Source organism: Polaromonas sp. P3_B1 (assembly GCF_056402935.1).
This window is the reverse complement of sequence record NZ_JBFUGK010000013.1, coordinates 1-19,024: the sequence shown is the minus strand read 5'-3', so window position 1 is coordinate 19,024 and position 19,024 is coordinate 1. Positions and strand designations below refer to the sequence as shown.

At 62.1% G+C, this 19,024-nt stretch carries 22 protein-coding genes, 1 tRNA gene and 1 pseudogene; 12 read left to right on the top strand and 12 right to left on the bottom strand.

What is annotated here, in order from left to right:
- Positions 1-22: 22 nt before the first annotated feature.
- From ugpE to ugpQ, 3 genes are read left to right on the top strand one after another with little or no spacing between them, the layout of a single operon-like run.
- The gene (gene ugpE, locus AC1DXS_RS09535; RefSeq protein ID WP_477737274.1) at positions 23-874 is read left to right on the top strand and encodes a sn-glycerol-3-phosphate ABC transporter permease UgpE; all 852 of its coding nucleotides are present in this window, start codon (positions 23-25) and stop codon (positions 872-874) included.
- 33 nt (positions 875-907) lie between these two features.
- Positions 908-1,927: a sn-glycerol-3-phosphate import ATP-binding protein UgpC gene (locus tag AC1DXS_RS09530; RefSeq protein WP_477737273.1), complete on the top strand. Its 1,020-nt coding sequence runs from the start codon at positions 908-910 to the stop codon at positions 1,925-1,927.
- A 38-nt stretch (positions 1,928-1,965) separates the two neighbouring features.
- Complete coding sequence (gene ugpQ / locus AC1DXS_RS09525) at positions 1,966-2,718, top strand: glycerophosphodiester phosphodiesterase (RefSeq protein ID WP_477737272.1); 753 nt, start codon at positions 1,966-1,968, stop codon at positions 2,716-2,718.
- Positions 2,719-2,721: 3 nt separating this feature from the next.
- Here ugpQ and AC1DXS_RS09520 read toward each other — a convergent pair whose 3' ends face one another.
- Positions 2,722-3,012: a hypothetical protein gene (locus AC1DXS_RS09520; RefSeq protein WP_477737271.1), complete on the bottom strand. Its 291-nt coding sequence runs from the start codon at positions 3,010-3,012 to the stop codon at positions 2,722-2,724.
- A 120-nt stretch (positions 3,013-3,132) separates the two neighbouring features.
- Between AC1DXS_RS09520 and hemA the strand changes: the two genes are divergently transcribed.
- From hemA to grxD, 4 genes are all read left to right on the top strand, one after another.
- Positions 3,133-4,422, top strand: a complete 1,290-nt coding sequence (gene hemA, locus AC1DXS_RS09515) for a glutamyl-tRNA reductase (protein ID WP_477737270.1) — start codon at positions 3,133-3,135, stop codon at positions 4,420-4,422.
- Between the two features lie 97 nt (positions 4,423-4,519).
- Positions 4,520-5,641, top strand: coding sequence for a peptide chain release factor 1 (gene prfA / locus AC1DXS_RS09510; RefSeq protein ID WP_477737269.1), 1,122 nt, complete (start codon positions 4,520-4,522; stop codon positions 5,639-5,641).
- A 9-nt stretch (positions 5,642-5,650) separates the two neighbouring features.
- Positions 5,651-6,517, top strand: coding sequence for a peptide chain release factor N(5)-glutamine methyltransferase (gene prmC / locus AC1DXS_RS09505; protein WP_477737268.1), 867 nt, complete (start codon positions 5,651-5,653; stop codon positions 6,515-6,517).
- Positions 6,518-6,648: 131 nt separating this feature from the next.
- Positions 6,649-6,978, top strand: a complete 330-nt coding sequence (gene grxD / locus AC1DXS_RS09500; protein WP_477737267.1) for a Grx4 family monothiol glutaredoxin — start codon at positions 6,649-6,651, stop codon at positions 6,976-6,978.
- Between the two features lie 58 nt (positions 6,979-7,036).
- Here the strand turns inward: grxD and AC1DXS_RS09495 are convergent, their stop codons facing one another.
- From AC1DXS_RS09495 to AC1DXS_RS09455, 9 genes are all read right to left on the bottom strand, one after another.
- Positions 7,037-7,312, bottom strand: coding sequence for a hypothetical protein (locus AC1DXS_RS09495; RefSeq protein WP_477737266.1), 276 nt, complete (start codon positions 7,310-7,312; stop codon positions 7,037-7,039).
- 71 nt (positions 7,313-7,383) lie between these two features.
- Positions 7,384-7,590: a DNA gyrase inhibitor YacG gene (locus tag AC1DXS_RS09490; protein WP_477737265.1), complete on the bottom strand. Its 207-nt coding sequence runs from the start codon at positions 7,588-7,590 to the stop codon at positions 7,384-7,386.
- A gap of 104 nt (positions 7,591-7,694) precedes the next feature.
- A complete protein-coding gene (zapD, locus tag AC1DXS_RS09485) occupies positions 7,695-8,450 on the bottom strand; it encodes a cell division protein ZapD (RefSeq protein WP_477737264.1) in 756 nt (251 codons plus the stop codon).
- Positions 8,451-8,495: 45 nt separating this feature from the next.
- Entirely contained in the window at positions 8,496-9,107 is a 612-nt protein-coding gene (coaE, locus tag AC1DXS_RS09480) for a dephospho-CoA kinase (RefSeq protein ID WP_477737263.1), read from the bottom strand.
- Positions 9,108-9,111: 4 nt separating this feature from the next.
- Positions 9,112-9,963 (bottom strand): prepilin peptidase, encoded by an 852-nt coding sequence (locus AC1DXS_RS09475; RefSeq protein ID WP_477737262.1) that lies wholly within the window; start codon positions 9,961-9,963, stop codon positions 9,112-9,114.
- Positions 9,963-11,183, bottom strand: a complete 1,221-nt coding sequence (locus tag AC1DXS_RS09470; protein ID WP_477737261.1) for a type II secretion system F family protein — start codon at positions 11,181-11,183, stop codon at positions 9,963-9,965. Before AC1DXS_RS09470 ends, AC1DXS_RS09475 begins: the two co-directional genes overlap by 1 nt.
- 84 nt (positions 11,184-11,267) lie before the next feature.
- The gene (pilB, locus tag AC1DXS_RS09465; RefSeq protein WP_477737260.1) at positions 11,268-13,001 is read right to left on the bottom strand and encodes a type IV-A pilus assembly ATPase PilB; all 1,734 of its coding nucleotides are present in this window, start codon (positions 12,999-13,001) and stop codon (positions 11,268-11,270) included.
- A 128-nt stretch (positions 13,002-13,129) separates the two neighbouring features.
- A tRNA-Pro gene (locus tag AC1DXS_RS09460) sits at positions 13,130-13,206 on the bottom strand.
- A gap of 12 nt (positions 13,207-13,218) precedes the next feature.
- Positions 13,219-14,202: a polyprenyl synthetase family protein gene (locus AC1DXS_RS09455; protein WP_477737259.1), complete on the bottom strand. Its 984-nt coding sequence runs from the start codon at positions 14,200-14,202 to the stop codon at positions 13,219-13,221.
- A gap of 187 nt (positions 14,203-14,389) precedes the next feature.
- Here AC1DXS_RS09455 and rplU point away from each other — a divergent pair, with 187 nt between their 5' ends.
- The 4 genes from rplU to proB all read left to right on the top strand — a co-directional run bounded on the left by rplU (position 14,390) and on the right by proB (position 17,448).
- Positions 14,390-14,701, top strand: coding sequence for a 50S ribosomal protein L21 (gene rplU / locus AC1DXS_RS09450; protein WP_007868028.1), 312 nt, complete (start codon positions 14,390-14,392; stop codon positions 14,699-14,701).
- A 27-nt stretch (positions 14,702-14,728) separates the two neighbouring features.
- The gene (gene rpmA, locus AC1DXS_RS09445; RefSeq protein WP_007868030.1) at positions 14,729-14,986 is read left to right on the top strand and encodes a 50S ribosomal protein L27; all 258 of its coding nucleotides are present in this window, start codon (positions 14,729-14,731) and stop codon (positions 14,984-14,986) included.
- A 123-nt stretch (positions 14,987-15,109) separates the two neighbouring features.
- Positions 15,110-16,195 (top strand): Obg family GTPase CgtA, encoded by a 1,086-nt coding sequence (cgtA, locus tag AC1DXS_RS09440; RefSeq protein ID WP_477737258.1) that lies wholly within the window; start codon positions 15,110-15,112, stop codon positions 16,193-16,195.
- Positions 16,196-16,311: 116 nt separating this feature from the next.
- The gene (gene proB / locus AC1DXS_RS09435) at positions 16,312-17,448 is read left to right on the top strand and encodes a glutamate 5-kinase (RefSeq protein ID WP_477737257.1); all 1,137 of its coding nucleotides are present in this window, start codon (positions 16,312-16,314) and stop codon (positions 17,446-17,448) included.
- Between the two features lie 28 nt (positions 17,449-17,476).
- Here the strand turns inward: proB and AC1DXS_RS09430 are convergent, their stop codons facing one another.
- Complete coding sequence (locus tag AC1DXS_RS09430) at positions 17,477-17,998, bottom strand: CNP1-like family protein (protein ID WP_477737256.1); 522 nt, start codon at positions 17,996-17,998, stop codon at positions 17,477-17,479.
- The gene (locus AC1DXS_RS09425; protein WP_477737255.1) at positions 17,995-18,696 is read right to left on the bottom strand and encodes an RNA pyrophosphohydrolase; all 702 of its coding nucleotides are present in this window, start codon (positions 18,694-18,696) and stop codon (positions 17,995-17,997) included. The genes AC1DXS_RS09430 and AC1DXS_RS09425 overlap by 4 nt, the downstream gene beginning before the upstream one ends.
- A 123-nt stretch (positions 18,697-18,819) precedes the next feature.
- Here AC1DXS_RS09425 and AC1DXS_RS09420 point away from each other — a divergent pair.
- Positions 18,820-19,024, top strand: a pseudogene (locus tag AC1DXS_RS09420) (proline--tRNA ligase); the annotation flags it as partial.

Here is a 19,024-nt window from a genome sequence, read left to right as displayed (position 1 = left end):
AAAAATACGACGGGAGCCCACCATGGTTGAAAAACGCGGGACCCACGGCATCCTCGCCCACGTGGTGGTGATGCTGGGTGTCTTTATCGTCGCCTTTCCCCTCTACCTGGCCTTCGTGGCCTCCACTCACACGGCGCAGGAAATCGTGCAGGCACCCATGCCCATGCTGCCGGGCGCGAACATGCTCGACAGCTACAAGGCGGCGCTGTTCGGGCGTGAATCCGCGGCCGGCTCCAACGCGCCGGTGGCGCACATGATGTGGGTCAGCTTCGTCACGGCAATGGTGATCGCCATCGGCAAGATCGCCATCTCGCTGCTCTCGGCCTTCGCCATCGTGTACTTCCGCTTCCCCTTCAAGAAGACCTGCTTCTGGGCCATCTTCGTGACGCTGATGCTGCCGGTGGAGGTGCGCATACTGCCCACCTACAAGGTGCTGTCGGACCTGAACATGCTCAACACCTACGCGGGCCTCACCGTGCCGCTGATCGCCTCGGCGACGGCGACCTTTTTGTTCCGCCAGTTCTTCCTGACGGTGCCTGAAGAGCTGACAGAGGCCTCGCGCATGGACGGCGCCAGCCCCATGCGCTTTTTCTTCGACGTGCTGCTGCCGCTGTCCAAGACCTCGATCGCGGCGCTGTTCGTGATCCAGTTCATCTACGGCTGGAACCAGTACCTCTGGCCGCTACTGGCCACGACCAGTGAAGACATGTACCCGGTGGTTGTCGGCATCAAACGCATGATCGCCGGCGGCGACGGCCAGAATGAATGGAACGTGGTCATGGCGACCGCCATCCTGGCGATGCTGCCGCCCGCCCTCGTGGTGGTGCTGATGCAGAAATGGTTCGTCAAGGGCCTGGTCGATACCGAGAAATAAAAGAAACCAACAAGACAAGACGGAAACATCAATATGGCATCCCTTTCATTCAACAACGTCGTCAAGCGCTATGGCTCCGGCAAGGACGCGCTGCAGGTATTGCACGGCGTGAACGCCGAGATCAAGGACCACGAGTTCATCGTCATCGTCGGCCCCTCGGGCTGCGGAAAATCCACCCTGCTGCGCATGGTCGCCGGGCTTGAAGAAGTCAGCGGCGGGGAAATTTCCATAGGCGGCAAGGTCGTCAACCAGTTGGAGCCCTCCGAGCGCGACATCGCCATGGTGTTCCAGAACTACGCGCTTTACCCGCACATGAGCGTCTTCGACAACATGGCCTACGGCCTGAAGATCGCCAAGGTGCCCAAGGACGAGATCAAGACGCGCGTCGACAAGGCGGCCAAGATCCTGGAGCTGGGCCACCTGCTGGACCGCAAGCCCCGCGCGCTTTCTGGCGGCCAGCGCCAGCGCGTGGCCATGGGCCGTGCCATCGTGCGCCAGCCGCAGGTGTTTCTGTTCGACGAGCCGCTGTCCAACCTGGACGCCAAGTTGCGCGTGCAGACGCGCCTGGAGATCCAGAAGTTGCACCGCGAGCTCGGCATCACCTCGCTCTTCGTCACCCACGACCAGGTCGAGGCCATGACGCTGGCGCAGCGCATGATGGTGATGAACGCCGGTCGCATGGAGCAGTTCGGCACGCCCGAAGAGGTCTACAACCGGCCCGCCACTACCTTTGTGGCGAGCTTTATGGGCTCGCCTCCCATGAATTTGCTCAAGCAGGCACCTAATACTGACTTCGGCGGCAAGCCGGGCGCAATCCTGGGCATACGGCCCGAACATCTGACGGTGGGCGCCACCGGCTGGGCCGTGCAGGTCGACACAATTGAGATGCTGGGCGCCGAGCGGCTGGTGTATTGCCGCATGGGTGGTGAAGCCATCATCGTGCGAACCGATGAAAGCCTGTCCACGGCGCCGAAAATCGGCGCAACCATCCACGTGGAGCCGCGCGCGGACCGCCTGCACTGGTTTGACGCGGAAACGGGAAAACGCCTGTAGCCCCTCGACTTCAGGCCTTAGCACCCCCAGGAACATCCATGACAAACCCCGTCACGGCCGCCAATTGGCCCTATCCCCACTGGGTGGCACACCGCGGCGCCGGCAAACTGGCGCCTGAAAACACCCTGGCGTCCTTCATGCTGGGTGCCAGCCATGGCTACCGCATGTTCGAGTGCGATGTGAAGCTCAGCGCCGACGGCGTCCCGTTTTTGCTGCATGACGCCACGCTGGAGCGCACCAGCAATGGCAAGGGTGTGGCAAGTGATTTGACCTGGGAGGCACTGGCCAAGCTCGATGCGGGCGGCTGGCATTCGCCGGCCTTTGCCGCCGAGGGCCTGGCCAGCTTTGAGCGCATCGCCCGTTTTTGCCTGGACAAGGGCTATTTCCTCAACATCGAAATCAAGCCCACGCCGGGCGCAGAGGCCCGCACCGGCACTGTCGTGGCCAATGAAGCGGCCCGGCTGTGGCAGGGGACGGCCATTCCCCCGCTGTTGACGTCTTTCCAGCCGCAATCGCTGGAAGCGGCCCGCGCCGCCCAGCCTCAGTTGCCGCGCGGACTGCTGCTCGACGAGCTGCCCGCCAACTGGCTGGAAACAGCGACGGGCCTGGGCTGCGTGGCGATTGTCTGCAACCACAAGCTGTGGAACGCCGATACGGTGGCTCAAGCCAAAAAAGCCGGCTTCAGGTTGCTGAGTTACACGGTGAACGACGAGGCCAACGTGCAGCGCCTGCTGGCTTTGGGCACTGACGGCGTCATCACGGACRCAGTGAACCTCTTCAAGCCCGATTAGTTTTCAGGCTCTCCAGGCGCCAAGCAAGACCCACTGGCAAAGTGCCGCACCACCCACCATGGCGGCATAGGTCAGCATCTTCCCGTCATGGCCGAAAAACACCAGGCCGGCGATCAGCACCGCCAGATTCGCGGCAAAGACAATGGCCGTCTGCGCCCACCAGGTAGCCGCGACGGGCCGGCTTGACCTGAAAATACCGCCAAAGACACGGCTGGACAGCACCAGCAGCAGCGCGACGGCAACGGCCGGCAGGACAAAATTGAGCAGGTGGTTGGCCAGCAGGTAAAAGGTCATGCGCTTGTGGACGGTTGAAGAATTACCGGGAAATCACTCCGACAAAGCCCAAAAAAGGGCTATCAGAGCGATTGCCAGGGCTTCTCACCGGCCCGGCTGCTTCAATTTTATAATCGGAGGATGTCAGTCTGGGCCCTTGGGCTAAACCATAACACCGCACCGCTCGATTTGCGCGGGCGATTTGCCTACGCCCTGGACCAGATCGAGCCCACCTTGCGCGGCCTGCGCGCCTCGCTGGCGCGCCAGCCCGAGGCGACGCTTCTCTCCACCTGCAACCGCACCGAAATCTACTGCGCCGGCGACAAGACCGACCTGGACCACACGCTGGAATGGCTGGCCCACAACGGTGGCGTCTCGCCGGCCCTGCTGCGGTCCCATGCCTACACGCTGCAAGGCGACCAGGTTGCCCGCCACGCTTTCCGTGTGGCCAGCGGCCTGGACTCCATGGTGCTGGGCGAACCGCAAATCCTGGGCCAGATGAAAGATGCGGTGCGCGCCGCCGAAGACGCCGGCGCCATGGGTACCACGCTGCACCAGCTGTTCCAGCGCTCCTTCGCCGTGGCCAAGGAAGTGCGCAGCAGCACTGAAATCGGCGCGCACAGCATCAGCATGGCGGCGGCCAGCGTGCGCCTGGCCGGCCAGCTGTTTGAGAACCTGAGCGACATCAAGGTGCTGTTTGTGGGCGCGGGCGAGATGATTGACCTCGCGGCCACCCACTTCGCCGCCAAAAATCCCAAGGCCATGGCAATCGCCAACCGGACCCTGGAGCGCGGCGAAAAGCTTGCCGGCCGCTTCGGCGCGGAAGTCATGCGCCTGGCGGACCTGCCCAGCCGCCTCCATGAATTCGACGCGGTGATCAGTTGCACCGCCAGCACGCTGCCTATCATTGGCCTTGGTGCCGTGGAGCGCGCCGTCAAGCTGCGCAAGCACCGTCCCATGTTCATGGTGGACCTGGCCGTGCCGCGCGACATCGAACCCGAAGTCAAGGCGCTGCCCGACATCTATCTCTACACGGTGGACGACCTGGCGCACGTTGTGCAGACCGGCAAAGACAACCGCAAGGCCGCCGTCGCGCAGGCTGAAGTCATCATCGACGCCGGCGTGCAGAACTTCATGCACTGGCTCGGCCAGCGCCGCAGTGTGCCGCTGATCCAGCAGCTCAATGCACAGACCGACGAATGGCGCGCTGCCGAAATCGTGCGCGCCAAGAAGTTGTTGGCCAAGGGCGAGCCCATAGACACGGTGCTGGACGCGCTGACCCGCGGCCTGACCCAGAAAATGCTGCACGGTACGCTGGCCGAGCTGCATGCGGGCGATGCCAGCAGCCGCGAGGCCACGGCGCAGGCCGTCTCCAGGCTGTTTTTGCGCGGCCAGCTGCCCAAAATCCAGTCCGACGACAAAGAGCGTTAGCGCCCGCCTCGCGCTGACTCCTCGCGCCGGCGCCAGCCTGCGGCTTTTTTGACGGCCTTGTGGCCCCCTCCTCGGCTTTCCCGCCTTCATCAGATTCATGAAACCCTTTCTCCACCAAACCCTGGACCGCCAGCTCCTGCGGCTGCACGAGCTGGACTCGTTGCTGTCCGCCAGCGACGTGGTCAGCGACCTGGACCGTTTTCGCGCCCTGACACGTGAGCACGCCGAGGCCAGCGTGATCGCCGAGCAGTACACACGGCTGACCACACGTGAGGCCGACCTGGCCGGCGCTGAGAGCATGCTGCTAGAGGCCAAAAACGACCCCGAGATGGCCGCCATGGCCGAGGAAGAAATCGCCGCGGCCAAGGCCGACATCGCGCAGATCGACGAAGCCCTGCAGCTGATGCTGATCCCCAAGGACCCGGACGACGTGCGGCCGGCCTTTGTGGAAATCCGCGCAGGCACGGGCGGCGACGAGTCGGCGCTGTTTGCGGGAGACCTGTGCCGCATGTACACGCGCTTTGCCGAGCGAAACCGTTGGCAGGTCGAGGTCATCAGCGAGTCGCCCAGCGAGCTGGGCGGCTACAAGGAAGTGGTGCTGCGCATAGAGGGCGGCGCCGACGCCCTGGGCGTGGGCGTCTACGGCAAGCTGCGTTTCGAGTCGGGCGGCCACCGCGTGCAGCGCGTTCCCGCCACCGAAACCCAGGGCCGCATCCACACCAGCGCCTGCACCGTGGCCGTGATGCCCGAGCCCGACGAGGCCGTGGCCATACAGATCAACCCGGCCGACCTGCGCATAGACACCTACCGCGCCAGCGGCGCCGGCGGCCAGCACATCAACAAGACCGACTCGGCCGTGCGCATCACGCACATCCCGACCGGCATCGTCGCCGAATGCCAGGACGGGCGCAGCCAGCACAGCAACAAAGCCCAGGCGCTCAAGGTATTGACCGCCCGCATCCATGAAAAAGACCGCGCCGAACGCGCCGCCAAGGACGCGGCACTGCGCAAGGGCCTGGTCGGCACGGGCGACCGCAGCGACCGCATACGCACCTATAACTTCCCGCAGGGGCGCCTGACCGACCACCGCATCAACCTGACGCTGTACAAGCTGCTGGCCATCATGGAAGGCGACCTGGGCGACGTCATCACAGCGCTGCAGGTGGCGCGCGGCGCCGAGCAGCTCGCTGAACTCGAGACCGCCAACAGCGGGCTCTGAGGCCTCACCGTGAACCCTCCAAACTGCGCCCAGGCCCTGGCCACCGCCCAGACTCTGGGGCTGGATCGGCTGGACGCCCAGCTCCTGATGCTGCATGCCCTGGGCAAGCCCGACGACGCGCGGGCCTGGTTGCTGGCGCACGACACCGATGTTCTGCCGGGCAGCGTGGCCGAGAATTTTCGCGCCATGTGCCTGCGCCGGGCGGCGGGGGAGCCCCTGGCCTATATCGTCGGCCGCAAGGAATTTTTCGGCCTGACACTGCAGGTGGATGCACGCGTATTGGTGCCGCGACCTGACACGGAAACCCTGGTGGAGTGGGCACTCGAACGCTTGYGGGCACCCGGCCTGCCGCCGGCCCCCGCGGTACTTGACCTGGGCACGGGAAGCGGGGCGATTGCGCTGGCCGTTTCGCACACCCTGCAAACCACCGGCCGCCAAGGCAAGGTCGTGGCCGTTGATGCAAGCGCGGATGCGCTGGAGGTGGCCAGCGGCAACGCCGCCCGCCTGGGGCTGAACCTGGACTTCATCCAAAGCCATTGGCTGAATGAAGTTAGCGGACACTTTCATCTGATCGTCAGCAACCCGCCGTACATCGCCAACAGGGATCCTCACCTGGAGGCCTTGGCGTATGAACCCCTGTCTGCGCTGACGGCCGGTACCGACGGGCTGGACGACATTCGGGAGATCGTCAAGCAGGCTCCCGGTCACCTGCTGGCGGGGGGCTGGCTGCTCCTGGAGCACGGTTACGACCAGGCCGAAGCCGTGTGCGCCCTGCTCGCCCAGACCGGCTATGAGCAGGTGCAGAGCCGGCTGGACCTGGCCGGCATAGCGCGCTGTTCAGGCGGGCTGTGGCCGGCCGGGCAGGCAGCCATGTGAAATCTCAAACGGCGGGATAATCGGACTGTTGAATTCCGCTTCCCGGATTCCATCTAACTGACATCGCCCATCCCCGATTTGGGGCCAGGCAGGGCCTCTCGCCCACCCCACGGATTTGCAAAGGATTTCCCATGAGCACCACAGACCCTACCCAGCAACGCATCGCCGACATCGTCAAATCCAGCGATGTTGTCCTCTTCATGAAGGGCACGGCGCAGTTCCCCATGTGCGGCTTCTCCGGCCGCGCCATCCAGGTCCTCAAGGCCTGCGGCGTGAACAAGCCCGCCACAGTGAATGTGCTGGAAGACGAGGAAATTCGCCAGGGTATCAAGGAGTTCAGCAACTGGCCCACCATTCCCCAGCTGTATGTGAAGGGGGAGTTCATCGGCGGGTCGGACATCATGATGGAGATGTACCAAAGCGGTGAGCTCCAGCAGGTGCTGGGCGCTTCCGCCGCCTGAGCGCCAAAGGCCCAAAACACGGGGCCGACAAGCCCCGCGACTGTCATCTCAGGGGCCGTCAGCGGGTATAGCCAGAGCAGGCGCCCGCGTCCACGGCGCCCTTGCATTCACGCTTGAGGCGCGCTGTGCGCTCGGCAGGCGTCTCGCCGGACCCCTGCAGGAATTTGGCCTTGCTGCCCGAGCCGGCTTTGGCGGCTTTCTTGGATTTGGACTTGGACTTGGCGGGCTTGTCGCCCTCCTGGGCCGGCGTGGTCTGCGCGTTGACATGACCTGCCGACAGGGCGACCCCCAGCAATGCGGCCAGGAACGGCGCCATCAAAGACTTCTTGCTCATTTCTCTCCCTCTCTCTTTTTTTTTTGCTCTCTCAACGAAAACGCGGGTGACACCGCGCGCCTCGGCAAATTCTATTGCAGCTTCGGGTCGCCAAAAGCCTCGTCATCGGGTGGTGCGTCCGCCGGCAAACGAAAACCTTCGCTGGCCCAGGCGCCCAGGTCTATGTTTTTGCAGCGCTCGCTGCAGAACGGGCGAAAGGGATTGCTGGGCGCGTAAACGCTTTCACCGCCGCAGCCTGGGCATACGACCAATTTGACGGGTAAAGATTCTTTTTTCATCACAGGCGTGTTTTACAACAAGTCTGGGTGCAAGCGCAGAATGAAGGGAATCGGCAAACGAGGCTGAGAAAGAGCCAGAGGCTTGGGGGTGGCAAGCCCGCGGTTCAGGAGCAGAGCGTCAGCTCAAACGCCGAATCTTCTGTGCTGGCATGAAGCCGGTCATCGTCACCGTGGCGCATGAGGCGCACGGACACGATCAGGCGATTACCGCTGATTTCGGGGATCAGCCCGAGGGCGGGATCAATGCGCAAGCGCAAAAGCTGGAAGCTGCGCCCTTGCGGCAACGTCTGCTGGTATTGGCCGCCGGGAGCCACCACCTTTTGCGGCGCGCCGGAATCGCGCAACAAGGTCAAGAGCACACGTATGGATTCGGCCAGCGGCACCAGCGGCGTGATCCATCGCTGCAGGTCCTGCTTGCGCACGTCTGCCTGCAGATGCTGCCAGGCGTAGTAGGCCGGCAGGTCAAACTCGCACGTGCCGCCCGGTATCCCGACGCGGCTGCGGATGCTCATCAACCAGTCGTTTTCCGTGAGGGACTGACCGGCTTTCCCGGGCAGGTGGCTCAGGGCGGAGAAGCAGCTTTCGAGCTGCCCGGTCACTTCGTCAAGCACAGCCTCTGAAATGGCCGGATTGCCGCGATAACCGTTGAGGACGTGTTTCTGTTTCTCCAGGTCCTTGAGGACATCGGTCTTGAGGTCGGCCCGGGCGCCCACGTCCATGATTTCGAAGATGGTCGTGATGGCGTAGTGGTGGTCCGTCGGACTGTCCCGTTCCACCAGTTCGCCAAGGCGGCGGAACAGGTGTTCAAGTCGCAAATACGTGCGTATGCGTTCGTGAAAAGGGTACTCGTAAAGGATCACAGCGCTATGTTTTCGTCGGCATCAATGAGGAGGTTTGTTTGCGCATCATAGCCCGAAGCGCGCGGCAAGCCGCCGCACCTCGGCATCCAGGGCCTCCAGCGGCAAACCATCATTGTGCAGGCAGATGTCGGCAGCCGACAGGCGCTGCGCGCGGCTGGCTTGGCCGGCAATGACTTTTTCCACCGCCTCGCGAGGCCAGCCGTTGCGGGCCATGACCCGGCTGACCTGGGTGGCTTCACCGCAGTCCACCACCAGCACCCGGTCCAGTTGCTGCCGCCAGCGGCCGGACTCCACCAGCAGGGGCACGTCGAACACCACACAAGCGCATCCGGCGGCGGCTGCCTGCTGGTATTGGCGCAGGGTCTCCTGGCTGACCAGGGGGTGAATAATGGATTCCAGCTGCCGCTTGACCAGCGGGTCATCAAAGGCCAGCTGGCGCATCCTGTCCCGGTCCATGGCGCCGTCAGCTGTAACCATCTGGTCGCCGAACTGCGCGGCGATCTCTTTGATTGCCGCCCCGCCGGCCGCCGTGACCGCGCGGGAGATCGCATCGGCGTCCACCAGCACCGCGCCGCAGGCCACCAGGGTGCGGGCAACTGTGCTTTTTCCGCTGCCTATACCGCCAGTCAGTCCGATGCGCAAGGCTGCACGGCGCATGGCATCAGAGGCCGATAAACCGCAGGATGGATTGGGGCCCGAAGACCATGGCCGTAAAGCCAGCCCCGGCCAGGAACGGGCCAAAGGGCACATAACCGCCCTCACGCAATCCGCTGGAAAACTTCATCGCAATGCCGACGATGGCGCCGATCACGGAGGCCATCAGGATCATGGGCACCAGGGCCGGCCAGCCGAACCAGGCGCCCAACGCGGCGAAAAGCTTGAAATCGCCGTAGCCCATGCCCTCCTTGCCAGTCACCAATTTGAAGGCCCAATAGACCAGCCACAAGGAAAGGTAACCGGCCACAGCGCCCCACAAGGCCGTTGTGAGGCCGACCGGAGGATTCCACTGGAGGGCGGCAACGATCAGGCCGGCCCACAGCAAGGGCAAGGTGATGTCGTCCGGCAACAAGGTCGTGTCCCAGTCGATCACCGCAAGGGCCAGCAATGCGGCCGAAAACCCGCACCAGGCCAGCGCGGTCAGCGACCAGCCCCAGCGCGACACGCAAAAGAAAAATAGCGCGCCCGTCACTGCCTCCACTATGGGATAGCGCGCGCCGTAAGGCGTGCCGCAGACCGAACATTTACCTCGAAGAAAAAGGTAGCTGGCCACCGGAATGTTTTCATACCAGCGTATGACGTGGCCGCAACTGGAGCAGCGCGAACGCGGCACCACCAGATTGAATTTCTCTGAGGGCTCCTGGGGCGCGCCGGTTAGTTGGGCGCACTCCAGCGCCCACTGCCGCTCCATGATTTTGGGCAGGCGGTAAATAACGACGTTGAGGAAGCTGCCGATCAGGAGGCCCAGAAAACCCGCCAGCGATGCGTCGAACGCCGGCCCCAGCCCAGTCCCCATCAAACGACTTGACCCAGCTTGAAAATAGGCAGGTACATGGAAACCACGATCCCGCCGATCAGCGTGCCCAGGAACACAATGATGATGGGCTCCATCAGGCTGGAAAGGCCGGCCACCATCTCATCGACTTCCGCCTCGTAAAAGTCGGCCGCCTTGCTCAGCATATGGTCGATGGAGCCGGATTCTTCGCCGATCGCGCACATCTGAAGCACCATGGAAGGAAACAGGCTGGCATTGGTCATGGCCGTCGTCAGGCTGGTGCCGGTGGAAACCTCCTGCTGAATCTTTTCCGTGGCATCGGCATACAGCGAATTACCTGAAGCGCCGCCGACGGAATCCAGTGCCTCGACCAGCGGCACGCCGGCGGCGAACATGGTAGCGAGCGTACGGGTCCAGCGGGCTATACAGGATTTCTCAATCAGAGCGCCGAACACCGGCACCTTGAGCAAAGCCCGGTCCATGAACTTCTGCATTTTCTCGTTGCGCTTCCAGGCCTGGAAGAAGAAGTAAAGCCCGCCGCCTATGCCGCCGAAAATCAGCCACCAATAAGCCACAAAAAACTCACTGATCGCGATAACGATCAACGTGGGCGCCGGCAAGTCCGCGCCGAATGAGGAGAACACCGTCTTAAACGCCGGGATCACAAAGATCATGATGACGGCCACCACCACAAAGGCCACCACCACCACCGAGATCGGGTACATCAGGGCCGACTTGATCTTGGATTTGATGGCCTCGGTTTTCTCCATATAGGTCGCAAGGCGGTCCAATAGGGATTCCAGGATACCGGCGGCCTCACCAGCCTCGACCAGGTTGCAATAAAGCGCATTGAAATACAGAGGATATTTGCGGAACGCGGAGCTCAACGAAGTACCGGTCTCCACATCAGTGCGAACATCATTGAGCAGCTTTGTCACGCTGGCATTGGGATTGCCGCGGCCCACGATGTCGAACGCTTGCAGCAGCGGCACGCCAGCCTTCATCATGGTGGCCAGCTGGCGGGTGAAGATGGCAATATCCTTGGGCTTGATGGCCTTGCCGGAGCGCATCTTGCGCTTCTTGATTTTGGTGGGCAGCACGCCTTGCCGGCGCAGCGACGATTTGACCTGGTTTTCGCCGGCGGCCCGGATTTCCCCGCGGACTTGCTTGCCGCCACGGTCCTTGCCCTCCCACTCGAAGACAAATTCCTTGATGCTCTTGGATACTGCTGCAGTTGCCATGATGCCTTCTCGTTGTAATGACAGTCTCAGACCGCCCTGCCGTCCCGGTCAAACCGCCATGTGGCGGACACTAAATGCAGTTGCTTAAACATTGGTGCAGCCCAGAATTTCTTCCAGCGAGGTCATGCCGAGCTTGACTTTGGACAACCCCGACACGCGCAAGCTCTTCACGCCCTCCGCCTCCGCTTGGGCCGCGATTTCCAGGGCGCTGCCGTCGCGAAGGACGATACGCTGAATCTCTTCGGAAATCGGCATAACCTGATAAACACCCACGCGCCCTTTGTAACCATTCGTACACATGGAACAACCGACCGGACGATAAGGCGTCCAGGATCCGTCGACATCGTCTTCGGTGAAACCGGCGTCCAGAAGGGTCTCGCGCGGGATGTCGGCAGGGGCTTTGCAGTTGGGGCACAGCCGCCGCGCCAGCCGTTGGGCGGTGATCAGAATCACGCTGGAAGCGATATTGAAGGGGGCGATGCCCATGTTGCGCATACGCGTCAATGTGGTCGGCGCGTCGTTGGTATGCAGCGTCGACATCACCATGTGGCCGGTCTGGGCGGCCTTGATCGCGATATCGGCAGTCTCGAGGTCGCGGATCTCACCGACCATGATGATGTCGGGATCCTGGCGCAAAAACGCCTTGAGCGCGACCGAGAAGGTCATGCCCGCTTTGTCGTTCATGCTGACCTGGTTGACGCCTGGCAAGGTAATTTCAGCAGGGTCCTCGGCCGTCGCGATGTTGACGCCGGGTTTGTTGAGGATGTTCAGGCAGGTGTAAAGCGACACCGTTTTTCCCGAACCGGTGGGCCCGGTCACGAGAACCATGCCGTACGGCCGCTGAATCGCGTGCAGCAAGCGCTCCTTTTCCGCTGGCTCGTAACCCAGGGCATCAATGCCCAGCTTCGCGCTGCTTGGATCCAGGATACGGATGACGATCTTTTCGCCATACATGGTCGGCAGGGTGCTGACCCGAAAATCGATCACCCGGTCAGGGCCGATTTTTAGCTTCATCTTGCCGTCTTGCGGCACACGCTTTTCCGAGATGTCGAGCTTGGAAATAACCTTGATGCGCGCGGCCAGCTTTTCCTTGATGGCAACCGGCGGCGAGGCGATTTCGCGCAATTCGCCGTCAACCCGGAAACGCACGCGATAGGTATGCTCGAACGGCTCGAAATGCAGGTCGGAGGCCCGCATGCTGAAGGCATCGAGCAGCATTTTCTGCAGGAATTTGACAACCGGCGCATCTTCAACTTCAGAGACGCTGGCCTCACTGTCCTCGGTCGACGCGTCGGCACTGGTTTCGTCAAACTCGAAGTCGTCGCCGATGATGCTCTCCATCGCCTCGGACGCGGAGGTGTTGGAGACCTCCACCAGCTTGGAAAGCTTGTCGTATTCTGCAATCACCCAGTCCACCCCCATCTGGGTGGAGAACTTGATTTTTTCCGCCGCCTCCTGGTCGGAAGGGTCGGCTGTCGCGACGATCAGGCGGTTGTTGCGCTTGCTCAGGACAACGATGCGGTAGGTGGTGCAGATCTTGGAGTCCAGCAGGCCCTTGGGCAAGCGCTGGGAATCGATGGCTTCCAGGTCCAGCAGCGGCGCGGCAAATGCCGTAGACATGGTGTGGGCCAGGTCGAACGCGGAAACAGCGCCTGATCCAGTGAGCTCGGCAATAAAGCTGGTGCGTCCGCTTTGCGCCTTGCGAAAAATGTCTTCCGCAGCTTTTTGACCCAGTTTCCCCGCCACCACCAAGGCCCGGCCGAGGCCGGGTAAAGCCATGGAAGGCGGTTGGTTGATTGCGGTGTCGACAGCGGCCATGGTTCTTGGATTTAGCTCAAATATGTATCATCGCTTATACATTCCCGGGTGTAAATCGAAAACACCCCCACCCCCTCGGCAGCGTTGGAACTATGCGAAGAAAACGCGTATTTAAGAAAAAAGTGCCCTGGTCGGGGTGAGAGGATTCGAACCTCCGGCCTCTACGTCCCGAACGTAGCGCTCTACCAGGCTAAGCTACACCCCGCCTTTTAACCTATCAGGAACGCCTCTCCAGCAATTGGGAAGCCAGCTGCGTCAAGGCATTACTGTAAGTGTTTTGCGGCAACATCTGCAAGGCATTCAGCGCGCGCTGAGCCTCCACAGCGGCAGCATCGCGTGTGGCCMGCAATGCGCCCGTATGCTGCACGATGGCAATGATCTGCGCCATCTGGTCGGTTCCGCCGGTTTCAATGGCCTGCCGGATAGTGGCGCGCTCCGCCTCGCTGCCGCGCTGCATCGCGATGATCAAAGGAAGCGTTGCCTTGCCTTCACGCAGGTCATCCCCCAGATTTTTTCCCATCTCCGAAACGTCCCCGTCGTAATCGAGCACATCGTCGATCACCTGGAATGCCGTGCCAAGCGCCTGACCATAGTCGGCGCAGCTTTTCTCGATAGTGGGCGACGACTGCGCCAGCAAGGCGGCCAGGCGGGCGCTTGCCTCGAACAGCTTGGCCGTTTTGGATCGGATCACCCTGAGGTAACCTTCCTCGGACAGGGCCGCGTCATGCATGTTCATGAGCTGCAACACCTCCCCCTCGGCGATCACATTAGTGGCTTCGGCCAGGGTTTGCATCACGCGCATATCGCCGGCTTCCACCATCATTTGGAAAGCCCGGGAATACAGAAAATCGCCGACCAGCACGCTCGCCGGGTTGCCGAAGGCCTCGTTGGCGGTCGCGCGGCCGCGCCGCAAAGTGGACTCATCCACCACGTCGTCGTGCAGCAGAGTCGCCGTGTGAATGAACTCCACAACGGCCGCGAGGTTGTAGCGCTGGTCGCCGCGATACCCCAGCGCACCGCACATCAGCAGCAAGAGGGCAGGACGCAATCGTTTTCCGCCGGCCGCCACAATGTAACTGGAAACCTGGCTGACCAACGGCACCTCGGACTTCAGGCGGCGTTCGATCACCGCGTCCATCCCGCGCATGTCGTCGGCAATCAGGGCGAGGGCGGCGGCGGTGCTTGAAGAATTGGCAGACAAAAGGCGATCCAGACGTTAAGTTTGGGCCGATTATAGGAAGCCGCCCTGCACGCTCCGGCCCGGCTGGCCCCGCAAACCACCCCCCCAAAAGCGCCAAAACCGCCCTGCTGGCCAATTTCGCCCTGCCGTGCTAGAATCACGGGCTCTGCGGAAATCCGTCTGCAGAACTCAATTTACGAGGTCTTACATGTACGCGGTCATAAAAACCGGCGGCAAACAATACAAGGTTGCCACCGGAGAAAAAATTAAAGTAGAACAGATTGCTGCGGACGTAGGCCAAGAGATCGTTATTGACCAGGTATTGGCTGTCGGCACGGGCAGCTCGATCACGGTTGGTACGCCCTTGGTTTCCGGCGCCACTGTTACAGTCACTGTCCTTTCGCAAGGTAGGCACGACAAGGTTCGCATTTTCAAAATGCGCCGTCGCAAGCACTACCAAAAGCGCCAGGGCCACCGGCAAAACTACACGGAACTGCAAATCGGCGCCATCGCCGGCTGAGCAGGGACGTACCAGGAGTAACGAAAAATGGCACAGAAAAAAGGCGGCGGCTCTACGCGAAACGGGCGTGATTCACAGCCCAAAATGCTTGGCGTCAAGAAATTTGGCGGCGAAGTCATCAACGCAGGCAGCATCATCGTGCGCCAGCGCGGCACCAAGTTTCATCCAGGCGTCAATGTCGGCATCGGCAAGGACCACACCCTGTTTGCACTGGTCGACGGTTCGGTCTCGTTTTCCGTCAAAGGCGCGCTGAACAAGCACACCGTGGACGTGACCCCGGCGTAAGCTGATCACTTCGATAAGTCACTTCGACTGAAACGAAGCCCCGACCTGTCGGGGCTTTTTTGTTTGTAAACTTGGTCTCCGGCTCCCACCGCCCCCCCCCCGTTTTAACCGCGGCACTCCATCATGAAATTTGTTGACGAAGCCTTTATTGACATTGCCGCAGGCGATGGCGGGAGTGGCTGCGTCTCGTTCAGCCACGAAAAGTACAAGGAATTCGGCGGCCCCAACGGCGGCGACGGCGGCCGTGGCGGCCATGTGTACGCGGTGGCCGACATCAACCTGAACACCCTGGTGGACTTCCGGTTCTCGCGCCGCCACGAGGCCCGCAACGGCCAGCACGGCATGGGCTCGGACATGTTCGGCGCCAAGGGCGACGACATCATCCTCAAGATGCCGGTGGGCACCATCCTGACCGACGCCGAAAGCGGCGAGGTTCTCTTTGAACTGCTGGTGCCCGGCGAGCAGGTCCTGATCGCCAAGGGCGGGGACGGCGGTTTCGGCAACCTGCGCTTCAAGAGTTCAACCAATCGCGCGCCCCGCAGCAAGACGCCTGGCTGGCCCGGCGAACGCAAAAGCCTCAAGCTGGAACTCAAAGTCCTGGCCGACGTCGGCCTGCTCGGCATGCCCAACGCCGGCAAGTCCACCTTCATCTCTGCGGTCTCCAACGCCCGTCCCCGCATCGCTGACTACCCTTTCACCACGCTTCACCCCAACCTGGGCGTGGTGCGCGTTGGGCCCGAGCAAAGCTTCGTCGTGGCCGATCTGCCCGGTCTTATCGAAGGCGCCTCCGAAGGCGCGGGCCTGGGCCACCTCTTTCTGCGGCACCTGCAGCGCACCCGCCTGCTGCTGCACATCGTGGACCTGGCCCCCTTCGACGAGGGCGTGGACCCGGTGGCGCAGGCCAAGGCCATCGTGGGCGAGCTCAAGAAATACGATGAAGCGCTCTATGAAAAGCCGCGCTGGCTGGTGCTCAACAAGCTGGACATGGTGGACAACGACAAACGCGCTGCCATCGTCAAGGACTTCGTCAAGCGTTTCAAATTCAAAGGCCCGGTGTTCGAAATCTCGGCGCTGACGCGCGAGGGCTGCGAGCATCTGATCAAGACGATCTACCAGCACGTCAAGCAGGTGCAGAAAAGCGAGCAACCCGTGGAAGAAGTCGACCCGCGCTTCGCCCCACTGCCCCCCGAGCCGCCGGAATCGTCCTGACCCCTTGTTTCCAGCACCCAAAACACAGGCAGGTGCAGGGCTGCACTTGCCGACTCAACAACAATCGCTGCCCATGACCGTGTAACGGGACCGCAGCCTGAGAAGTACCGAAGAACATGCAAGACAAACCAGGCTCCGCCGTCCTGCGCAACGCCAGACGCATTGTGGTCAAGGTAGGGTCCAGTCTGGTCACCAATGAGGGGCGCGGGCTCGATGCGACCGCCATCGGCCAATGGTGCGAACAGCTGGCCGCGCTCGTCAAGGACGGGCGCGAGGTGATCATGGTGAGCAGCGGCGCCATCGCCGAGGGCATGAAGCGCCTGAACTGGACTACCCGCCCCAAAGCCATCCATGAACTGCAGGCCGCCGCCGCGGTGGGCCAGATGGGCCTGGTCCAGGTCTACGAGACCAAGCTGCGCGAAAACGGCATAGGCAGCGCACAGGTGCTGCTCACGCATGCCGACCTGGCCGACCGCGAGCGTTACATCAACGCCCGATCCACGTTGCTGGCTCTGCTGCAGCTGGGCGTCGTGCCCGTCATCAACGAAAACGACACGGTGGTCAACGACGAAATCAAGTTCGGTGACAACGACACGCTGGGCGCGCTGGTCGCCAACCTGGTGGAGGCTGACGCGCTGGTCATCCTCACGGACCAGAAGGGCCTGTACACCGCCGATCCGCGCAAGGACCCGGCGGCGCAGTTTGTGCACGAAGCCAAAGCCGGCGACCCGGCGCTGGAAGCCATGGCGGGGGGCGCGGGCTCCAGCATCGGCAAGGGCGGCATGATCACCAAGATACTGGCCGCCAAGCGTGCAGCGGGGTCAGGCGCCTCCACCGTGATTGCCTGGGGTCGCGAGCCACAGGCGCTGGTCCGGCTGGTTCAGGGCGAGCCCATTGGCACCCTGCTGGTGGCACAGACCCAGAAACTGCAGGCGCGCAAACAATGGATGGCCGACCATCTGCAGATGCGCGGTTCGGTCACCGTAGACGCGGGGGCCGTGGTCAAGGTGCAGGGCGAAGGGAAAAGCCTGCTACCCATCGGCATGACGGCGGTCCACGGCGAGTTTTCGCGCGGTGACGTCATCGCCATACTCAGCCCGGAAAGCACGGAGATCGCGCGCGGACTGGCCAATTACTCCAGCGCCGAAGCCCGGCTTATCTGCCGCAAAGCATCCACGGAATTCGAGAGGCTGCTGGGGTATACGGGCGAGCCGGAAATGGTCCACCGCACCAACCTTGTATTGACCCGCTAAACCCCCTCGGGTACGCGGGCCATCGGCCTTATTCGATCATCCTGAAGTTCTGGTTCTTCAGTCGCCTGACCAGCACATCGACCGAAGTCGCGGGCGCCGCGCTGTCGCAGGCGCCGGCCCGGGCAAAGCGCAAGGCATGTTTGGACGGCATGTTTTCAAACAGCGAACGCCACTCAGGATTGCTCACGTTGGTCCATTTCCCATCGGATGAATAGCGCGCATAGGTTTTGAATTCGCCGGTCGTGCAGCGTATGCCTTCATACATCACGTTGCTGGCGCCGCTGGCATTCGAAGCCACCATGACGTAGCGCACGATCCCGTCCTTGGGCGAGATGCTGATGGACGCCGGGTCCACACCATACACCAGCTGGGAATTGGGCGAGACTTCAAACGTGATGAGCTTCTTGGCATCGAATGCCGGCGGTGGCGGCGTCTCGATTTCCTTCCAGTCGGCGGGGTCCTCCAGGGCATAAGTCTGGGCCAGTGCCGAACCCGAGGCGTTAAGTGCCATCAGGAATAGCGTGGCCAGAACGGCCGATTTGAATTTCATGGTTTTGTGTTGGTGGGATCCACACCAAGGCTGGTTTGCGGATCAGGTTCAAAGGTAGCGCCCGGCGGCAATTCAAAAGAGGCACCCGGCCGGATCTGGGCGTGAAATGACTCACCCGGTGCATGAAAGCCAGCGTCGCCCGGCGGGTTTGCGTGGTCGCGCTGGTGCAAGCCGCCACGCAGGTAGCGGTTGCGATGGTCGGGGCGTGGCTCGGCCCGGTTGTCCACACGCGGAACAAACCTTGCGAGTTCGGTCAGCGCCATTTCATAGACGCCACGTTTGAATTCAACCACCACGTCCAGCGGCACCCAGTAGTCGTTCCAGCGCCAGGCGTCGAATTCGGGGTGGTCGGTGGCGCGCAGGTTCAAATCCCAGTCGTGTCCGACCAGCTGAAGGAGAAACCAGATTTGCTTCTGGCCTTTGTAATGTCCGCGCGCATCGCGGCGGATGAACCGGTCAGGCACCTCATAGCGCAACCAGTCTCGGGTTCGGGCCAGCACATTCACATGCTGCGGCAACAGCCCCACTTCTTCATGCAACTCGCGGTACATGGCCTGCTCGGGATTTTCGCCCCGATCAATGCCACCCTGCGGAAACTGCCACGAGTGGGTACGGATACGTTTGCCCCAAAATACCTGACTTCTCTGGTTGAGCAAGATGATGCCGACGTTGGGCCTAAAGCCGTCCCGGTCAAGCATAATCAAACCTCAAATTTTTTAAACTGAGTCCATTATGCACAGCGAAGGCCCCAGCGCCAAGCGCACCGCGGACTGCAGCACCTTTTCCCCCATTTCCAACCCCGGAATCCCCGAAAACCGCCCATGAAAGCCTCCCAGTTCTTCATTTCCACCCTCAAGGAAGCCCCTGCCGACGCGGAAGTCGTCAGCCACCAGCTCATGATGCGGGCCGGCATGATCAAGAAACTGGGCGCCGGCGTCTACAACTACATGCCCATGGGCCAGCGTGTGATTCGCMAGGTTGAAGCCATCGTSCGCGAGGACATGAACCGCGCCGGCGCCGTGGAGA